Annotated in this window: 17 protein-coding genes and 2 pseudogenes; 4 read left to right on the top strand and 15 right to left on the bottom strand. The window is 71.7% G+C overall.

From position 1 onward, the window contains the following. A partial coding sequence (locus ABZ281_RS09465; RefSeq protein ID WP_356653734.1) for a DNA polymerase ligase N-terminal domain-containing protein occupies positions 1–458 on the bottom strand: 458 nt, incomplete at its 3' end. Positions 459–498: 40 nt separating this feature from the next. Beyond that, a complete protein-coding gene (locus ABZ281_RS09460) occupies positions 499–1,329 on the bottom strand; it encodes an aldo/keto reductase (RefSeq protein ID WP_356653738.1) in 831 nt (276 codons plus the stop codon). A 97-nt stretch (positions 1,330–1,426) separates the two neighbouring features. Between ABZ281_RS09460 and ABZ281_RS09455 the strand changes: the two genes are divergently transcribed. Next, positions 1,427–2,137, top strand: a complete 711-nt coding sequence (locus ABZ281_RS09455; protein ID WP_356653736.1) for a LacI family DNA-binding transcriptional regulator — start codon at positions 1,427–1,429, stop codon at positions 2,135–2,137. Here the strand turns inward: ABZ281_RS09455 and ABZ281_RS09450 are convergent. From ABZ281_RS09450 to ABZ281_RS09435, 4 genes are read right to left on the bottom strand one after another with little or no spacing between them, the layout of a single operon-like run. Continuing rightward, a complete protein-coding gene (locus ABZ281_RS09450; RefSeq protein ID WP_356653732.1) occupies positions 2,100–3,476 on the bottom strand; it encodes a glycoside hydrolase family 32 protein in 1,377 nt (458 codons plus the stop codon). The two genes, ABZ281_RS09455 and ABZ281_RS09450, sit on opposite strands and share 38 nt — an antisense overlap. Continuing rightward, complete coding sequence (locus ABZ281_RS09445; protein WP_356653730.1) at positions 3,473–4,327, bottom strand: carbohydrate ABC transporter permease; 855 nt, start codon at positions 4,325–4,327, stop codon at positions 3,473–3,475. The genes ABZ281_RS09450 and ABZ281_RS09445 overlap by 4 nt, the downstream gene beginning before the upstream one ends. A gap of 17 nt (positions 4,328–4,344) precedes the next feature. Continuing rightward, on the bottom strand, positions 4,345–5,301 hold the full coding sequence (locus tag ABZ281_RS09440) for a sugar ABC transporter permease (protein ID WP_356653728.1): 957 nt from the start codon (positions 5,299–5,301) through the stop codon (positions 4,345–4,347). Then, complete coding sequence (locus ABZ281_RS09435) at positions 5,298–6,707, bottom strand: extracellular solute-binding protein (protein WP_356653726.1); 1,410 nt, start codon at positions 6,705–6,707, stop codon at positions 5,298–5,300. The genes ABZ281_RS09440 and ABZ281_RS09435 overlap by 4 nt, the downstream gene beginning before the upstream one ends. Before the next feature lie 162 nt (positions 6,708–6,869). On the opposite strand from ABZ281_RS09435, the gene ABZ281_RS09430 reads away from it, so the two are divergent. Next, a complete protein-coding gene (locus ABZ281_RS09430) occupies positions 6,870–8,405 on the top strand; it encodes a GH32 C-terminal domain-containing protein (RefSeq protein ID WP_356653724.1) in 1,536 nt (511 codons plus the stop codon). Here the strand turns inward: ABZ281_RS09430 and ABZ281_RS09425 are convergent. After that, positions 8,395–8,700 carry a hypothetical protein gene (locus ABZ281_RS09425; protein WP_356653722.1) on the bottom strand — a complete coding sequence of 102 codons (306 nt, stop codon included), beginning with the start codon at positions 8,698–8,700 and terminating at the stop codon, positions 8,395–8,397. The two genes, ABZ281_RS09430 and ABZ281_RS09425, sit on opposite strands and share 11 nt — an antisense overlap. Before the next feature lie 201 nt (positions 8,701–8,901). On the opposite strand from ABZ281_RS09425, the gene ABZ281_RS09420 reads away from it, so the two are divergent. Continuing rightward, positions 8,902–9,876 (top strand): TauD/TfdA family dioxygenase, encoded by a 975-nt coding sequence (locus ABZ281_RS09420; RefSeq protein WP_356653720.1) that lies wholly within the window; start codon positions 8,902–8,904, stop codon positions 9,874–9,876. Positions 9,877–9,917: 41 nt separating this feature from the next. On the opposite strand, the pseudogene ABZ281_RS09415 reads toward ABZ281_RS09420, so the two are convergent. The 4 genes and pseudogenes from ABZ281_RS09415 to ABZ281_RS09400 form a co-directional block, all read right to left on the bottom strand. Then, positions 9,918–10,590: pseudogene (locus ABZ281_RS09415) on the bottom strand (metallophosphoesterase); the annotation flags it as partial. A 47-nt stretch (positions 10,591–10,637) separates the two neighbouring features. Continuing rightward, positions 10,638–11,471, bottom strand: coding sequence for an MHYT domain-containing protein (locus ABZ281_RS09410; protein ID WP_356653717.1), 834 nt, complete (start codon positions 11,469–11,471; stop codon positions 10,638–10,640). Positions 11,472–11,591: 120 nt separating this feature from the next. Continuing rightward, complete coding sequence (locus ABZ281_RS09405; protein ID WP_356653715.1) at positions 11,592–12,347, bottom strand: dienelactone hydrolase family protein; 756 nt, start codon at positions 12,345–12,347, stop codon at positions 11,592–11,594. A 156-nt stretch (positions 12,348–12,503) separates the two neighbouring features. Next, positions 12,504–13,124, bottom strand: coding sequence for an L-threonylcarbamoyladenylate synthase (locus tag ABZ281_RS09400; RefSeq protein WP_200839515.1), 621 nt, complete (start codon positions 13,122–13,124; stop codon positions 12,504–12,506). A gap of 157 nt (positions 13,125–13,281) precedes the next feature. Between ABZ281_RS09400 and ABZ281_RS09395 the strand changes: the two genes are divergently transcribed. Then, on the top strand, positions 13,282–14,775 hold the full coding sequence (locus ABZ281_RS09395) for a helix-turn-helix domain-containing protein (protein WP_356653713.1): 1,494 nt from the start codon (positions 13,282–13,284) through the stop codon (positions 14,773–14,775). Positions 14,776–15,007: 232 nt separating this feature from the next. Here ABZ281_RS09395 and ABZ281_RS09390 read toward each other — a convergent pair. From ABZ281_RS09390 to ABZ281_RS09375, 4 genes and pseudogenes are all read right to left on the bottom strand, one after another. Beyond that, positions 15,008–16,233, bottom strand: a pseudogene (locus ABZ281_RS09390) (cytochrome P450). Continuing rightward, a complete protein-coding gene (locus ABZ281_RS09385; RefSeq protein WP_356653711.1) occupies positions 16,230–17,468 on the bottom strand; it encodes a cytochrome P450 in 1,239 nt (412 codons plus the stop codon). Before ABZ281_RS09385 ends, ABZ281_RS09390 begins: the two are co-directional and overlap by 4 nt. Continuing rightward, a complete protein-coding gene (locus ABZ281_RS09380) occupies positions 17,465–18,091 on the bottom strand; it encodes an ATP/GTP-binding protein (protein ID WP_356653709.1) in 627 nt (208 codons plus the stop codon). Before ABZ281_RS09380 ends, ABZ281_RS09385 begins: the two co-directional genes overlap by 4 nt. Continuing rightward, positions 18,063–18,310: DUF742 domain-containing protein (locus ABZ281_RS09375; RefSeq protein WP_356653707.1), on the bottom strand; the 248-nt coding region annotated here is incomplete at its 5' end. The genes ABZ281_RS09375 and ABZ281_RS09380, both read right to left, overlap by 29 nt.

Genomic DNA, 18,310 nt, shown 5'->3' with positions numbered 1-18,310 from the left:
TCACCGTCGAGAAGGCTCCGCTCGCGCAGGCGCTCCTCGGTGTCGGCCCACTCCCCCTCGGGCCACGCGCGGCTCATCTTGAGGAAGTCGACGGGCCGGCCCTCGCGGTCGTGGCTCAGCGGTTCGTACGTGCCGTGGTCCCAGACGATCACCGTGCCGCCGCCGTACTCGCCGCGGGGGATCACGCCCTCGAACTCCTCGTACTCCAGCGGATGGTCCTCCGTGGGCACGGCCAGTCGCTTGTCCTTCGGGTCGGCCGAGGGGCCCTTCGGGACCGACCAGGACTTCAGCACGTCGTCCACCTGCAAGCGGAAGTCGAAGTGCATCGTGCTCGCGTCGTGGATCTGCACCACGAACCGGGGCCGGTCCCCGGCGGACGCACCGCGTCCCCGGGGCTCGCCGGTCCAGTCGAAGTCGCGCTTGCCGCGGTAGTCCCGCAGCCGGTCCCGCTCAGCCACCTGCGGCTCCTTCTCGCCTCGTGGGCGCCCCGGGTACCCGTCAGAACTCCTCGTGCACCTCGGGGTCCCCGCCGACCCGCCGCCGCTCACGGTCCGCGACGGCCCGCATCTCGTCCTCGCCCAGCTCGAAGCCGAAGACGTCGAGGTTGGCGCGCTGCCGCTCGGGATTCGCCGACTTCGGGATCGGTACCGCCCCCAGCTGCGTGTGCCAGCGCAGCACGACCTGCCCCGGCGACACCCCATGCGCCTCGGCGATCCGCGCCACGGCGGGGTCCTCCAGCAGGGGCGTGCCCCGGCCCAGCGGGCTCCAGCTCTCGGTGACGATGCCCTTGCCCGCGTGGAAGGCGCGCAGGTCGTCCTGCGGCAGCAGGGGATGCAGCTCGATCTGGTTGACCGATGGCAGCACCCCGGTCTCCTTCTCCAGCCGCTCGATGTGCCCGGCCGTGAAGTTGGAGACGCCGATCGACCGCACGAGTCCTTCCTCACGCAGCTTGATCATGGCCTTCCAGGAGTCGACGTACCGGTCCACGCGCGGCAGTGGCCAGTGGATCAGGTACAGGTCGACGTACTCCAGGCCCAGGCGGGCCCGCGACTCCTCGAAGGACGCGAGGGTCTCCTCGTAGCCGTGGTGCCGGCCGGGGAGCTTCGTCGTCACGACGATCTCCTCGCGCGGCACCACGCCGGAGGCCACACCGCGGCCGACCCCCGTCTCGTTGCGGTAGTTCGTCGCCGTGTCGATCAGACGGTAGCCCGCCTCCAGAGCCGAGAGCACCGCCTGCTGCGCCTCGTCGTCGCCGAGCGGCCAGGTCCCCAGGCCCAGGGCGGGGAGCGTCGTCCCGTCGTTGAGCGTGTGTGTCGCGATGCTGATCACCATCGGACCTTCCCGTTGACTGTGTCGTCCCTCCAGCGTCACGGATAGGGTGAGCAATGATCAACCGGACGGGTGGGGGAGGAAGGCGGCGGACGGCATGGGCAGCGCCGAGGAGAAGCCGGCGACGGGATCGGGACGACCCACCTCGCGGGACGTCGCACGGCTCGCAGGCGTGTCGCACACCGCCGTGTCCTTCGTCTTCAACGGCCGGGCCGCCGGCAACCTCTCGCCCGCGACCCAGGAACGCATCCGGCAGGCCGCCACCCAGCTTGGCTACCGGCCCGACCCCGTCGCCCGCGGCCTGCGCCGCAGCCGTACGGCCGTGATCGGCCTGGTCACCGACGAGATCGCCTCCTCCCCGTTCGCCGGACGGCTGCTGCGCGGCGCCATGGACACGGCCTGGGCGGGCGAGCACCTGGTCCTCACCATCGACTCCGGAGGCGACCCGGACAAGGAGGACGCCGCGGTCGCCGAACTCCTCGACAACGCCGCGCCCGAGCTCAGGCCCACCGGGATCTTCGCCTACAACGACCGGGTCGCGGCGGGCGTCCTGCACGCCGCGACCCGGCTCGGCATCACCGTCCCCGGCGACCTGTCGGTGGTGGGTTACGACGACCAGGAGCACATGGCCGCCCACCTCGCGCCGCCCCTCACCACGGTCGCGCTGCCCCACCGGGAGATGGGGGAGGTCGCCGCGCGGCTGCTCCTCGACTCCCTCGCCACCGGCCGGACGCCGCCCGCCACGGTGCGGCGCCTGGCCTGCCCGGTGATCAGCCGTTCGTCGGTGGGACCAGCGCCCATCCGGTGACGGACGCGCCGGGCGTCACGCTCAACTCCCTGGTGTCGTCCGCGCGTTCGTAGACGCGCTCGGTGGCTGTGGCCCGGTCGTCCACGAACAGTTCGTACAGCGAACCGTCGACGAGGACGCGCAGGGTGAGCTCCTCGCCCGGCGGCACCGGGACGACGACCGGTGCCGCGGCCTCCTCGCGGGGCCAGCCGTCCCGGTTCAGCGTCACCGTGCCCGCGTCCGGATCCAGGGCGACCGTCAGCTCGGCGCCCGCGGCCGACCTCAGCAGACTCACCGTGGTGTGGGCGCGGGCGCTGACCGTCAGGTCGTAGGCCGCCGGCAGTACGGCCCGGCCCGGGGCGGTGACGAACGGCTCGGCGGCCCGCAGCCGGTGCAGCTCCGGCGCCGGGGACACCCGCAGCGCCCCGTCCGGATGGACGTCGACGACACGGGGAGCGGTGAGGACACCGGCCCAGTCGGCCTCGCCCTGCTCGCGGGCCTCCCACGACCAGCCCCACATCAGGGCGCGGTCCGGTTCCTGGAGCACGGCGGGGGCGTAGAAGTCACGGCCGTGGTCGAGCAGGCCGCCCGTGCGCGTGGTGAAGCGCAGGTCCGTGCCCAGACGGCCCGTGAGATAGCCCGTGGTCCACGGGTGGCCGTCCCACAGGGACACCACGAGCACCCATTCGCCGCCCCGCGCGGCGTACAACTGCGGGCACTCCCAGCCGGTCGCCCGGCCACCGAACACGGCCCGGGCGGCCGGGTCGTGGCCGTCCAGCAGCACACCCGCGAACCGCCAGTCGGTCAGGTCGTCGCAGTCGTAGAGGAGGACCGACGGGGTACCGTCCGCGTGCCCCGCGCCGACCAGCGCCCAGCGCCGCCCCTCGTGCCGGAAGACGAACGGGTCGCGGAACATCACCACGTCAAGACCCTCGGGCGGGCCCGTGACCACCGGGACGGGCCGCGGCGTCCACTCGGTCAGCGCGGGATCGTCCGGGTCCGCCGCCCGGGCCAGGCAGATCGCGCCGAGCCCGGTGTGGTTCTGGTCGACCCCGGTGTAGACGGCCGTCGGCACGCCCCCGTCGTCGACCGTGCACCCCGACCAGCAGCCCGCCTCGTCCGGGCCGCCCGGGGTGGGGGTGAGCGCGATCGGATGGTGCTCCCAGTGCGCGAGGTCGGCGCTGGAGGCATGGCCCCAGTGGACGTTGGCGTGCACCGGGGCGTCCGGGTTGTGCTGGTAGAAGAGGTGGTGGCGGCCGCGCCAGCGGAAGGGGCCGTTGGGGTCGTTCATCCAGTTGGCGGGCGGGCGGACCCGGAAACGCGGGGCGTGGGGGTCGTGCGGGGGAGCGGCGAGGCTCAACGGTTGACTCCTGCGGACGTGATGCCCTCACGCAGAGGGCGCTGGCCGACGACGAACACGGCGACGGCGGGGATCATGGAGAGGACGACACCGGCGAGCACCACGGAGATGGAACCGGTGCCGAGGTTGCCCTGGAGGGAGACCAGCCCCAGCGGCAACGTGTAGTTCTGGCCCGACGTCTCGAGGATCAGCGGGCGGAAGAACTCGTTCCAGTGGTAGTTGAAGGCCAGGACTCCGACGATCGCGAGGCCGGGTGCTGCCAGCGGGGCGTACACCGACCGGAAGGTCCGCCAGGGCCCGGCCCCGTCCAGCATCGCCGCCTCGCCCAGGTCCTTGGGCATGCCGAGGAAGTACTGGCGCATCAGGAATGTGCCGAACGCGGTCGGGAAGGCCGGGATGATCAGTCCGAGCAGGGTGTCGGTCAGACTCATCGACTTCAGCACCAGGAACACCGGCACGATGGTGACCTGCAACGGCACCATCATCGTCGCCAGCACCAGACCGAACAGCGGCTTCTTGAAGGGGAACTCCAGCCGGGCGAAGGCGTATCCGGCCAGACCCGCCGTGATCATCTGGCCGACGGCGATCAACGCCGTGACCAGCGTGGAGTTCAGCGCCAGCAGCCAGACGTCGATCTGGTCGAAGACCCCGCGGTAGGCCTCGGTGGAGGGGTTCGACGGGATGAGCTGCGGCGGGAGGTCGAACGCCTCGGCGGGGATGCGCAGCGAGGTGGACACCGTCCACACCACCGGGCCGAGGGTGAGCAGCGCGCACACGGCCAGGCCGGCGATCCGCGCCCACGGCGCGAGACCGTGCCGCACACGGCTGTAGGAGAGGGTTGCTTGGCTCATGGGAGGACTCACCCGGCTCACTGGTAGTGGACGAAACGCCGGCTGAGCCGGAACTGGAGGGCGGTGACCGCCATGATCAGCACGAACAGCAGCACACCCACCGCGGACGCCTCGCCGAAGCGCAGCTGCTCGAACGCCGTCTCGTAGATGACCATCACGACCGTGCGGGTGGAGTCGCCGGGACCGCCGTTGGTGAGGACGTACGGCTGCTCGAAGACCTGGAGGGCGTTGATGATGCCGACGACGGAGGCGACCAGCAGCGTCGGCGAGAGCAGCGGCAGCGTGACGGTCAGGTGCTTGCGCAGGCCCGTCGCGCCGTCGAGGGCCGCGGCCTCGTGGATCTCCTTCGGGATGTTGTTCAGCCCGCCGACGAACAGCAGGAACGAGAAGCCGAACTGCTGCCAGACGTAGACCAGGACCACCGTCGCCATCGCCGCGTTCTCCGACGTCAGCCACGGCACCGGCGCGATCCCGACGAAGCCGAGCAGCCAGTTGATCACCCCGAAGTCCTGGTTGAACAGGTACTTCATCACCACCGAGATCGACGCGGCGGACAGCACCAGCGGGAAGAAGAACGCTGAGCGGAACACCGACCGCAACCACACCGGCATCCGCCCGCTGAGCGTCAGCGCGAGGGCCAGCGCGACGAACAGTTGCAGCGCCACCGCGAACACCATGAAGAGCAGGGTGTTGCGGAAGGAGACCAGCACGGTCTCGTCGCCGAACACCTCCCCGTAGTTGGAGAGCCCGGCGTAGGACGGCGAGTCGATGACGTTCCAGTGGAACAGGCTCAGGATCACCGAGCCGACGATGGGCACGACCGTGAAGACCACGATGCCGACGATCGTCGGGGCCAGGAACAGCGTGGCCAGCAGCCGGGTGCCGCGGTCACGGGCCGAGGGGCCCTTCGGGGCCGGGGCCGGCGGGACCGGGGGGCGCTCGGCACGCGCGGGCGGTATCTGGGTGTTCGTCATACGTCACGCTCCATGGCCTTCTCCAGATCGCCCTGCATCCGGCGCAGCGCGGGACGCACCGAACGCGCGGAGGCCAGGGCCGTGCCGGTGTGCTTCAGCAGCACCTCCTCGACCTCGGCGACCTGCGGCGGCGCCGGGATCGGCCCCGTGTCGGGGAACCGGTCGAGGGTGTCGTAGAAGACCGGCCAGTGGGCCGGGCCGGTCCTCGCGTAGCGGCCGGCGGTCAGCAGCGAGCGGCGGGCCGGGGTCGTCTGGTTCGTGGCGAACAGCCGCTCCAGGGTGTCCTTGCGGGCGGCGTACTTGATGAACTCCCACGCCTCGTCCTGCATCTTCGACGTGCGCAGCAGCGCGTAGCCCGCGGCGCCGTACTGCATGCGCTGGGTGCGCCAGCGCGGGAAGTACTGCACGTCGAACCCGTCCCGCTCCATGCCGGCCAGGTGCAGTCCGCCCGCCCAGAAGCCGCCCGCCGGGGTGACGCCGACCCGGCCGGTGGAGAACACGCCGATGAGGTTCTGGCCGTTGCCGCCCTCGGGGCGGGTGCACAGGCCGTCCTGGATCAGGGAGGCGAGATAGTCGTAGACCTCCTCCACCCGGTCGTGCGTGGCCTGCGGCGCCGTCCAGCGGAAGCCACCGCCGCGGCCCTTGCGCTGTCCGGGCGGATAGAAGCCGTCCCACAGCCAGTCGCCGCCGGGTGCCTTGGACTCGGTGAGCAGGTTGGTGTCGTTCGCGAACAGCCAGGGCACCACGCCGCCCCAGAGCCGGTTGGTCCAGAAGTACGGCGTGAAGCGGGAGCCGCTCGACTTCTTCATGCCCCGCAGCAGTGCCGTGAAGTCGTCACGGGTCCAGTCGGCCGGCGGGAAATCCGCGCCCGCCCGGCGCAGTACCTGGCGGTTGAAGTACATGTCGGCCGCGTTGAACTCCACCGGCAGCTGGTGGAGGCTGCCCTCGTACATCATCGACTCCACCAGCGAGGGGTGGACGTCGCTGAAGTACTCCTTCAATTCGGCCGCGTCCCGCTTCACCCACTTGTCCAGGGCCACCCCGAGCCGCTGCGCGAACAACTGCACGCCCTCGGTGGCGACGTAGACGAGGTCGGGGGCGGTGCCCGCGGCGACCTGGGTGAGGATCTTCGCGAAGAAGTCCGACCAGTCGACGGCCTGGACGGCGCTGATCCGGAGCTTGATGTCGGGGTGCTGCTCTGCGAAGCCGTCCTGGAGCGTGCGGATGGCCTCCGGTCCGTAGGCGGGGCCCAGCGTGGCGACGACGAGGGAGCCGTCGTCCCGGCCGGGGATGTCGGCTCCGGTGAGCCGGTCCCAGCTCGCGGCGGTGCCGGCCAGGGCGGCGGCTCCCGCGCCATAGGCGCCGTACCGCAGCAGTGTGCGGCGGGTGAGGTGCGAGTTGGTCATCGTGTGTGGGCCTAACTCGTGTTAGCCGTGGATTGATGCCCCAGATGATGTGAGTGCGGAACGGGCCTGTCAAGGCATGCGAGCACTTGACCTTTAACGAGTTAGGTCCGAAAGTCCTGATCCCATGAGCCGCAGTTTCCGAGGAGAGGGACGAGGTGTGTGATGGGCAGGATCACCAGGAGAGCGCTGCTCGCCGGTTCGGCCGTGAGCGCGGCCGGTGCGCTGCTGCCGGCCGCGGTACCGGCCGCGGCCCGGACGGCCCGGGCGAGCTACCGCGCCGGGTACCACTTCACCGTCCCCGAGCAGTGGAAGAACGACCCGCAGAGGCCTGTCTGGATCGACGGCAGTTACCACTACTACTACCTGCACAACGCCGACTACCTCGCCGGTGAGATCGGCACGGCCTGGCGCCTGGCCACCAGCACCGACCTGGTCTCCTTCACCGACCGGGGCATCGCCGTGCCCAAGGACACCACGTCCAACGGCGACGTCTGGTCGGGTTCGGCGGTGGTGGACACGCACGACACGGCCGGCTTCGGGGTGGGGGCGGTCGTCGTGCTGGCCACGATGTCACCGCACGACGGCCCCGCCGACCAGGCGCAGTACCTGTACTACTCCACCGACGGCGGTCGCACCTTCACCCCGCACGGCACCGGCCCGGTGCTGCCCAATCCCGGCGTGCGTGACTTCCGCGACCCGAAGGTGATCCGCGACGAGGAGCACCACCGGTGGGTGATGACCCTCGCCGAGAACGACAAGGTGGGCTTCTACCACTCCGCCGACCTCAAGTCCTGGACGTACGTGAGCGGGTTCGTCAAGGGCGGTATCGGCGTGCTGGAGTGCCCCGACCTGTTCCGGGTCCGCGCCGGGGACGGCACGGTGAAGTGGGTGCTCGGGGTGAGCGCCAACGGCAAGGGCGCCGGGCTGCCCAACACGTACGCGTACTGGACGGGTTCCTTCGACGGCAGTGCCTTCACCGCCGACGCGACCGATCCCCAGTGGCTCGACTACGGCTGGGACTGGTACGGCGCTGTCACCTTCGACAAGCACGGCACCGACGGCACCCTCGACGAGAGCGGCCGCTACGCGATCGGCTGGCTGAACAACTGGGACTACGCCCACATCACGCCCACGATCGACGGCGACGGTTTCAACGGCACCGACTCGATCGTCCGCGAGATCACACTGAAGCGCGGGAGTGACGGCACGTACTTCCTGGCGTCCCGGCCGGTCACCGCGCTCGACCGGTACGTCTCCCGCACGGTGACGCTGGGCGATCTGGAGGTCGAGGGCACGCGCCTGCTCGACTACCGGGGCACCGCCTACGAGCTGATCTGCGAGATCACCTGGGACCAGCTCACGGGTGCGGGGGTGCAACTGCGGCGCTCCCCGGACGGCGTCCGGCACATCGACGCGGGTGTCCACCGCGACTACGCCTACCTCAACCGCCGCCCCACCGTGTCGCCCGACATGACGGGCCGATGGCAGGAGAGCCACAGCCCGTTCGACCCGGCCCGGCGGGCGGTGCGGTTGCGCATCCTGGTCGACCGCACTTCCGTGGAGATGTTCGTGGACGACGGCCGGTACGTGCACTCGTCGGCGGCCTTTCCATACCTGGTCGACACGGGGCTCGCGCTGTTCACGGTGGACGGGAAGGCGGTGTTCCGGAACACCGTGATCCGCGAGTTCAAGGTGTAGGGCGGACGTTCCCGCGCAGCAGTGCCCCGGTCTGCTCGAAGCCGCGGTCCCGCACGACGGGCCGGGAACCCTCCACCGCCTCGACCCGGTCGTCGATCGCTTCGTGAGAGGTGCGCACGGCGCCGATCAGCTCCTCGACGAGCCTTGGTGTGCCCTCGCCGGGGTTCGCCCTGAGCCGGTCGAGCGTCACCTCCCGGTAGCGCATGCCCAGTTGCCACCACAACCGCATGAGGCAGCGGCACTCCTGCTGGCCGCGATCGTCGGCGAGCCGGTCGTGGATCACCCGCGGACACACCCGCGCTGCTCCTTGTCGCGAAAGGCCGCCGGCAGGTCCGGCAAGGTCATGGAGCCCGACGCTTCCGACGGAGGCCCGCCCGGCTCGACCGGTATTCCTTCTCGCCCCGACCGTCTCGCCGAGGCATGGTCGCCCTCGGTGGAGATCGCTGTCACGATCTTCGGGAAGGCCTGACCACGCCCCACGACCAGCGGAGCGCTCATGACGACGGACAGCGGGATGACGGACGAGGCGGCGCTGAAGGCCGGGTTGGAGGTGAAACCGGTCGCCGGGTACATCGGGGCCGAGATCAGCGGGGTCGATCTGGCCGGTGATCTCGACGACGCCGTGGTCGCCGAGATCAGGGCGGCGGTGCTGCGGTGGAAGGTGGTGTTCTTCCGGGGGCAGCGGCTGGACCACGCCGGGCACGTGGCGTTCGCGCGCCGGTTCGGCGAGATCGTGGAGCTGCCCCGGCGTGGCAAGGCCTCGCCCCCGGACTTCCCCGAGATCGAGACGACGGCCGACCGGTTGGAGCTGGGCGGGCGGTTCGGCATGGAGCACGACGAGTGGCTGCGGCGCCGTCGGCACACGCTGCTGCGCGGCTGGCACTGCGACCACGGCGCTCGCGTCGACCCGCCCGCCGCGACGATCCTGCGCGCCGAGACCGTACCGCCGTACGGCGGCGACACCACCTGGTCGAACCTGGCGGCGGCGTACGCCGGACTCTCCGCGCCGCTGCGGCAGTTCGTCGACGGACTGCGGGCCGAACACCGGCTCGGCGTCGGCTACCAGCCCCGTCCCGGCGACGACGCCTACGTCCGCCACCTGCTCGACCGTCAGGTCGCCTCCCTGCACCCTCTGGTGCGCGTCCACCCGGAGACGGGGGAGCGGATCCTGTACGTCAACGGCTACTACCTCGAGCAGATCGCCGGCCTCTCCCGGCCCGAGAGCGCCGCGATCCTGGAGATGCTGCTGGAGCAGGCGGTACGTCCCGAGTACACGGTCCGCTTCCGCTGGGAGCCGGGCAGCGTGGCGTTCTGGGACAACCGCGCCACCATGCATCTGGCCCCCGGCGACACCGCCCACCTCGACCATCCGCGGATCATGCACCGGGTGATGCTCGCGGGGGACGTGCCCGTCGGGGTGGACGGCGCGCAGTCGGAGCCGATCACTGGGACCGGCCCGGGCCACTGGTGACCTGACGGGGCGGTCTACGTGCCCGGTTGCCAGCCCAGAGCCGGGCCCGGCTGCACGGCCTGTTGCTCGGGGGCGGAGCGCACCTTGCGTGCCTCGGCCAGGTGTTGCCCCGCGTCCGGGTGCGGCCGGTGCCACAGCAGCGAGCGCAGCCAGGCCCGGGTGAGCGCGCGCGGCCGGGGTTCGGGCGGCAGGGGCGGGGCGTCGTCGCAGAAGACGCGCATGAAGCCGCCGAGGTCCTCGTACCAGTCGTGATGGTATCGCGTAGATCGGCGCCCGGTAGTCCTGGTACGGGCGGAAGAACTTGGTGTCGTAGTCGTCCGCGCTGCCCACCGGGTAGATCACGTCACTGGCCAGCACGGCGAACCGGGAGTCCTGACCGGTCTTCAGAAAGCCCGGCACGACCGCGTACTGCGGGTCGTCGCCCTCGCCGGTGTCACCGATCACCAGGAACGAGAACCGGTCCGGGTCGTCGCGCCGCATCACCTTGTCGGCCGGTGCGCCGGAGGCCGCCCGCTGCGCCACCCACCGGCTGCGCGTCCGGCCGGTCGGGTCCCCGAACCAGGAGGCCAGCACGCCGTTGCGGGCGACCCACAGCATCTTCGGGTCCCACCAGGAGATCTTCTCGACCTTCGGCGGCATCAGCCGCCGGTACGCGCCCGGTTCGCCGGCCCCCCAGCCGGCGCCTTCGGCGGTATCGCGTGAGGAGTCAGACACCGGTGCACCGTAACAATCGGTCTATGCGCCGTCCGCAGGCGGGCCGCTCACCGCTTGTGCGTCGGTGAGGCCGACGCGCGCCACGAAGGGCGGTGCCCGGCTGTCGAGTTGGCGGCCGTGGCGTCCGGCCGGGGTGCCGGCGACCGCTCGCCCAGCACCAGCAGCGGATCGAACATCACCACGACCCCGGCCAGCAGCAGGAAGACCACCGGCCCCAGCAGCATCGGAAGCAGCAGGGACGTGGGGGAGTCGCCCGCCCATGTCCCGCCGGTCGAGTCGTGCACATGGACGCTGACGGCGGCCATGCCCGTGTAGTGCATCCCGGACACCGCCACGCCCATCACCAGGCTCGCCCCGAGGCTCGTCAGGAAGCCGCGGATGGTGACGGCCGACCACAGCGCGGCGGTCGCGGCGCCGACGGCGATCAGCACGGACAGCGCGACACCGACCGGGTCGTAACCGACCTCGCCGTTCAGCCGCATCGCCGCCATGCCCAGGTAGTGCATGCCCGCCACGCCGAGTCCGGTGATCGCACCGGCGACCGCCAGCGTGACGCCGCCCGTGCCGCGGTGGCCGACGATGAACACGCCGACGCCCACCACGGCGACGGCCACGACGAGACTGAGCACCGTCGTGGCCGCGTCGTACCGGACCCGGGTCTCCTCCACATGGAAGCCGATCATGGCGATGAAGTGCATCGTCCAGATGCCGCATCCGATGGAGGCGGCGCCTAACGCCAGCCAGCCCGCTTTCCACGACTGCGTGTTGAGCAGCGAGCGCACGACGCATCGCAGCCCCAGCGCCCCTCCCAGACAAGCCATCAGATAGGCCGCCACCGGGGTCAACGCACCGTAGCGGAACCCGTCGATCGTGCCGTCCATGAGCCAACTCCCCCCGAGTCATGGCTGGTTCTCAGCAAGGTCTACGCGCAGGGATCGCGAGAGAGCAAGCCCTTACCGTCGGTAGGCCGTCAACTTCCGGTCCAGGGGAGTCGATTGGGGTCAGAATGTGCGCTTCAGCAGGTCGAGCAGCGCCGACCAGTGCCGCTCGTCGCCCTCCTGGTGGTACGACGCGGTGTCGGCCTGCGTGAAGCCGTGGGGCGCGCCCGTGTACACCTCGCACCGGTGGCGGACGCCGGCGGACGTCAGGGCCTCCTCCAGTCGCTGGATCTGCTCCTCGGACAGGGAGGGGTCCTGGTCGGCGTGGCCGAAGTACAGCTCGGCGGTGACCTTGCCGGCCACCAGGTGAGGGCTGTCGGGGGTGTCCGTGGCAAGCCGCCCGCCGTGGAATCCGGCCGCGGCGGCGACCTGATCCGGGTAGGTGCCGGCGGTGAGCAGCGAGAGGCGGGCGCCCATGCAGTAGCCGGTCAGCGCGACCGGGCCGTCGGCCACGGCCGGGTGCCCGTCCAGCCAGCTCAGACAGGCGCCGGCGTCCCGCATCGCCAGGCCGGGCGTCAGGGCCTGCATGACCGGGACGATGCGCTCGAATATCTCCGGGCGCGCCCCCGGGTCGATGAACTCGGGCAGGTCGAACAGCGGGGCGCGACCGTGCCGGTAGAACACGTTCGGCACCAGGACCGTGTAGCCCTCGGCGGCCAGTCGGTCGGCCATGGACCGCAGCTGCGGGCGCAGGCCGAAGGCGTCCATGAAGACCAGGACGGCCGGGTGGGCGCCCCCGTCGTCGGGGTGGGCCAGATACGCGTCGGCGGTGCCGTCCGCGGTGGGGATGTCGACGGCGGTTCCCTGTACGGCGGTCATGGCTGGGCTGCCTCTCTGCGGGGGTGGGGTCAGGAACCCGTCCGCGTGCGTGACCGGGCGGATCAAGGTCATCGTGGCACGCCCGTTCCGGGGTCATTTCGCCCACCCCCGGCATGTGGTTGAACCGTGAACGACCCTTGGTTCCCGCTTTACCGCCTACTCGAACCGGGAGGCGTCGCCCGCGCCGTGCCGCACGATCTCGGCCTCCCCGCCGGAGAAGTCGACGACCGTCGTCGGCTCGGTGCCGCAGTCACCGGAGTCGACCACCCCGTCCAGCACATGGTCGAGGAGGTCCTTGATCTCCCAGCCCTGCGTCATCGGCTCCTCCTCGCCGGGCAGCAGCAGGGTGCTGGACAGCAGCGGCTCACCGAGCTCCGCGAGCAGGGCCTGGGTGACGACGTGGTCGGGGATGCGCACGCCGACCGTCTTCTTCTTGGGGTGCTGCAGCATGCGCGGCACCTCCTTCGTCGCGGGCAGGATGAACGTGTAGCTGCCGGGCGTCGACGCCTTGATCGCGCGGAACACGTCGTTGTCGATCCGCACGAACTGGCCGAGCTGCGCGAAGTCCTGGCACACCAGGGTGAAGTGGTGCCGGTCGTCCAGCTTGCGGATCGTACGGATCCGGTCGATGCCGTCACGGCTGCCGAGACGGCAGCCCAGTGCGTAGCAGGAGTCCGTGGGGTAGGCGACAAGAGCGTCGGCACGGATGCTGTCGGCGATCTGGCCGATGGTGCGGGGCTGGGGGTTGTCGGGGTGCACGTCGTAGTACTTCGCCATCCGTCGAGCTTATGCCGCCGGTGCGGGTCCCCGGTGCAGGGGGCCGGGCCGGGGACGCGGGCCCCCGCGGTTCGGCCGGGGGAGAGCCCCAGGGGCGTGAGGTAACGTCCCCGACCGGTGCGCCGGAGGCGGCGCGAGGAGCGAGGGAAAGGCCGAGGTGACAGGCCGAGAGGACGGGAACCGGCAGCGGGAGCCGCAGGCCGGCACGGATCCGGCATGGGCGGAGGAACTGCTCGAGCACCTGCGCCCGGCAGGGCGCGATGTCCGCAGGGTCGTCGCCTGGCTCGCCGGCACCGTGGGTGCGACCGTGGCCCTGCAGGACGCCGCCGGGAACCTCGTCGCCGGAAGCCGGCTCCCCCTGGACGAGGACCTGGTCACGGACATCACCGCCGGCCGGCTCGCCTCCGCGGCCTGGGAGAGCCGGGAGCGCCACCTGCGCCTGGTCAGGGTGGAGCACCCGTCCCACACCTGCGTGCTGGCCGTCGCCCGGCAGGACCCCTTCGACCGGCGGGCCTCCGAGGTCGTCACGCACACCGCCCAGGTGATCGAGCTGCTGCTGACGGCGGGCGAGTCGACCGCGGCCGGGCACCGGCTGCGCCGGGCCACCGCCGATCTGCGCCTGGCGATCCTGCAACTGCTGATGGTCGAGGACACCATCGCCGCCCGCCGCGTCGCCGCCGGACTCTGGCCCGGCCTGCTCGACGCAGACACGGCGTGCGTGTACGTCGTGGAGTCCGCTCCCGGCCTGCGCGACCGCATCGCCGAGGAGTGCCTGGACAGCACCCGGGAGGACGCCCTGGTCGTGCGCTGCCCGGCCATGGACGGGCATGTGATCGTCGTCAGCCCCCGGGAGGCCACGGGCGACGCGCTGCGTTCCCTGGTGGGGCGGCACCCGGACCTCTTCCTCGGCGGCAGCGTCCGGCAGAGCCTCGCCCGGACCGCCACGGCCTACGGGCAGGCCGTCAGCGCCCTGGCCGTCGCCCACTTCCGGCCCGACAAGACGGCCGTCTACGCCGAGCGCACCCACCCCGAGCGCCTCATGGACCCGGTGGCGCTGCGCGGCTGGACGTCCCGGGTGCTGCGCCCGCTCGACACCCTGCCGCACCACACCCGCGCCGAACTCCTCGCCACCAACCGGCTCGGCCTGGAGTTCACCGCCGTCAACGCCGCCAAGGTCCTCGGAGTCAGCCGCAACACCGTCCGCGCCCGAATGGAACGCGTCGAGAACCTGCTCGGCACCGACTTCGCCGACCTCACGGTCCGGGCGGTCGTCCACCTGGCGCTCAACACCCAGATCGGACTGACCGACGCCCGGTTCGACGACGGCACCGGCGACCCGGGGCTGCGGCTCGCCGACCTGCTGTCCGGCCCCGGCGTCCGCACCTGGGCGCAGGACCTGCTGGGCCGGCTGGACGCCGACGCGAGGAATCCGCGCCGGACGCTGCGCACCTGGATCGCCGTCGGCGGAAACGCCGAGCGGGCCGCGCAAGCCCTGGGTGTGCACGCCCAGACCGTGCGCGAACACGTCCGCAGTGCCGAACCCGTCCTGGAGCGCCAACTGCTCGCCGCGGGCACCGACCTTTACGAGGTCGTGCTGGCGCACCTGGCCGTGGGCGACCTCGACGTGCCGGACTTCCGGCGTTCCGCCTGAGCCGGAATTTGCCTCCTGGACAACCGGTCGACCTGGTTCGGGCGGGACGAAACCGGACCATCCGGACTCGGCTGTGCACGGGTGAGTCCTGCTGAGCGTGTAGCGGGCATCGACACGGTTCACAAGCCCTCGGCCATGGACGTAAGTTCAACTACCGCGGGGGCACGACCGGAACGGGGGACCGGTCGCGCTCCCGCGCGCTGCCCTGCGAAGCGGCCTGCCCCCGGTGGCGTCAGCCCCGCAGCCGCACCGGGATCTCCTGCCAGCCGAACGCGATGAACGACGGCACCTGCCGCAGGCCCCCCTCCTCCTCGGCCAGGCGCAGGCCGGGGAACCGGTCGAACAGAGCGGGCAGCGCGGTGAGTGCCTCCAGCCGGGCCAGCGGTGCCCCGATGCAGCGGTGGACGCCGATCCCGAACGACAGATGGTCGTCGGCGGCGCGCCCGGCATCGAAGCGGTCGGCGTCCGGCCCGTAGTGCTCGGGGTCGAGTCCCGCGGCGGCGTACGTCGTGATGATGGCGTCGCCGGCCGGGATCGTGACATCCGAGACGGTGAGGTCGGTGACGGCGAACCGCAGCGGCAGCGAAGCGATCGACGGGTGGGCGCGCAGCGTCTCGTCCACGACAGCGTCCCAGCCGATCTCACCGGCGCGCACGGCCGCCAGCTGTTCGGGGCGGCGCAGCAGGGCCACGACCGCGTTGCCGATGAGGTTCACGGTGGTCTCGAACCCGGCGCCGATGACCAGCAGCAGCGTGTACAGCAGTTCCTCGTCGCTCAGCCGGTCGCCGTCCTCGTCGCGGACCGAGATCAGCTCGGTCGTGATGTCGTCCCCGGGGTGCTCGGCCCGGTGGGCGATCAGCGCGGGCAGCACCGTTCCGATCTGCCGCTGCACGGACGCCGCGTGCTCCGGGCTCGTGTCGGTGGTGTCCATGATGGCCGCGATGAGCCGGGCGGTGTCCTCCCGCAACGCGTCCGGCACGCCCATCAGTTCACAGATCATCCGCATCGGCAGCGGATGGGCGAGCCCCTCCTTGACGTCCACGACCTCGCCGTCGGCGGCCTCCAGCGCGGCCAGCAGCTCCGCTGTGATCGCCTCCACCCGGGGCCGCATCGCCTCGGTGCGCCGGTGCGTGAAGCTGGGTGCGACGAGCTTGCGCAGCCGGGTGTGGTCCGGGCCGTAGGTGGAGAGCATGTTGACCACGCCGACCCAGCCGAGGATCCAGCCCCAGGAGGGGTGTTCGCCGATCTCGGGCCACAGCCGCCAGTGCAGCCGCGGGTCCTTGCTGACCCGCGGATCGAGGATGAGCTCCTTGAGCGTGTCGTAGCGCGTGGGCGCCCAGGCGGGGATGCCGCCGGGCAGCTCACGGGCACGATCGGGCCGAGGGCGCGCAGCCGGGCGCTCTCGGCGGCGATGTCGGCGCCGAACGGGTCCAGAGCGATGCGGTCGGTCACGGTCACGGTCGTCCTCCTGGCTGGTCGGGGGTGCGGGGGCTGAAACGGACGGGCAGCGCCGTCAGCGAGCGGTGGAACGGACCGGGCCGCCACGTCAGGCGCTCGCGGGGCAGCACGGGTTCGAGGTCGGGCAGCCACTGGGTGAGCCGTTCGATCGCCTCGGTGGCGATGAGCAGCGTGTGCTGCTTGACCGGACAGGCGTGCGGGCCCGCCGACCAGGACAGGTGCGAGGCGTCCGACGGGTGGCGGTCCGCGCCGCGCTCCCGCTCGGCGGCCTGGGCGAGCGCACCGTAGGAGATCACCACCGGCACCGCGGCCCTGATCCACACGCCGTGGAAGGTGAGGGGCGTACGGGCGTAGTGGATGCCGTAGTTGGCGAGCGGCGTCTCGTGGTGCAGGACCTCCAGCACCGCGTCCGTCACGGGGCGGGCGCCACTGGTCAGCGTCGAGTAGTAGGCCGGGTTGCCGAGGATCCGGGACAGCGCGTTGGACACCAGGTTGGCCGTCGGCTCGTGCCCCGCGCCGAGGGTGAGGAACACCTGCCAGGTGACCTCCTGGGGGGTCAGCCCCGCGGGATGGTCCAGCAGCCAGCTCGGCAGGTCGTCGCCCCGCCGCTCGCTCTTGGCGGCGATCAGCTCCAGCACGTACCCGCCGAACTCGGCCTCGCCCTGGGCGGCCTGGGCGCCGCCCTCGATGAGCTTGCCCAGGGCGGCGTCGAGCCGGTCGCTCGCGCTGTCCGGCAGCCCGAACAGGCTGTTGAACACTAGCGCCATCAGCGGCCGGGTGAAGTCGCCCACCAGGTCGGCCTCGCCGCGCGGCCCGATCCGGCTCACCAGCAGGTGCACCGCCCTGTGCACCCGGTCCCGCAGATCGTGCGGTTCCACCAGGTCGAAGGCGTCGATCAGCGAGGTGCGGTAGCGCAGGTGGGCGCCGCCGTCCGCGAACAGGGTGTTGGGCCGCCAGCGCATCATGCCGAGGACCGGCGAGTCGTCGGGGACGGTCGCCTCCCACGGCCGGGGATCGTGCGAGAACGTCTCCGTGTCGTGCAGCAACTCCAGCGCCGCCCGCCGGTCGGTGACGACGTACGCCGGGACACCGGGGGCGAGTTCCGCCCAGCCGACGGGGCCGTGGGCGCGCAGGGCGGCGTAGTAGGGATGCGGGTCGCGGGCGAAACCCTCCTCCCAGAGGCGCACGGGCGCCGCGAGGGAGAAGGCCTGCTCGGCGGGGGACGGATGGGTCACCGGGGCTCCGGGGGGTGGTGGTCGATCAGGTGCTGCACCAGCGCGAGCAGGGCGTCGATGGAGGAGTTCGCCTCCCGCGCGTCGCACGTCACCATCGGGGTCGTGGGCTCCAGGTCGAGGGCGGCGCGCAACTGCGCGGGCGTGTGGTGGCCGGGCGCGTCCGGGAAGGTGTTGAAGGCGACCGCGTACGGCAGCCCGGTCTCCTCCACCAGCCCCAGCACGTCGAACGAGGCGTCGATGCGGCGGGCGTCCACCAGGACGAGCGCGCCGAGCGCCCCGTAGGCGATGTCGTTCCACAACGACCGGAACCGCTCCTGGCCGGGCGTGCCGAAGAGGTACAGCACGACGCCGCCCGGCAGGCTGATCCGGCCGAAGTCGATGGCGACCGTGGTGGTCGACTTGTCCCGTACGCCGGCGAGGTCGTCGACCTGTGCGGACGCCTCGGTGAGCTGCTCCTCCGTGTGCAGGGGGCGGATCTCCGAGACGGACCGGATCAGGGTGGTCTTACCCACCCCGAACGGCCCGGTGACCAGGATTTTCACCAAGTCCTGGGCGGTGTCGGGGAGGTGGATGTCCGCAGCGCCGGGAAGGTCGTCAACGGTGCTTGAGGTCGCGGAGGCCATCGGCCACTCTCTTCAGCAGGTCGGGGTCGAAACGCCGGGCGGGCGGGATGGGCGCGCGGGCCAGGACCAGGCCGCGGTCGAGGAGGTCGGCGGCCAGCACCAGCACCGCGGAGACCGGCAGCCGCAGCAGGGCCGCGGCCTCCAGCACCGTCAGCGACCCGTACTCCAGCTCCTCCAGCAGGGCCGCTTGGGCGGCGGGCAGGTCGGCGGGGGCCGGCC

Source organism: Streptomyces sp. NPDC006265 (assembly GCF_040613555.1).
Lineage (GTDB): Bacteria > Actinomycetota > Actinomycetes > Streptomycetales > Streptomycetaceae > Streptomyces.
This window is presented reverse-complemented; position numbering and strand designations above follow the sequence as displayed.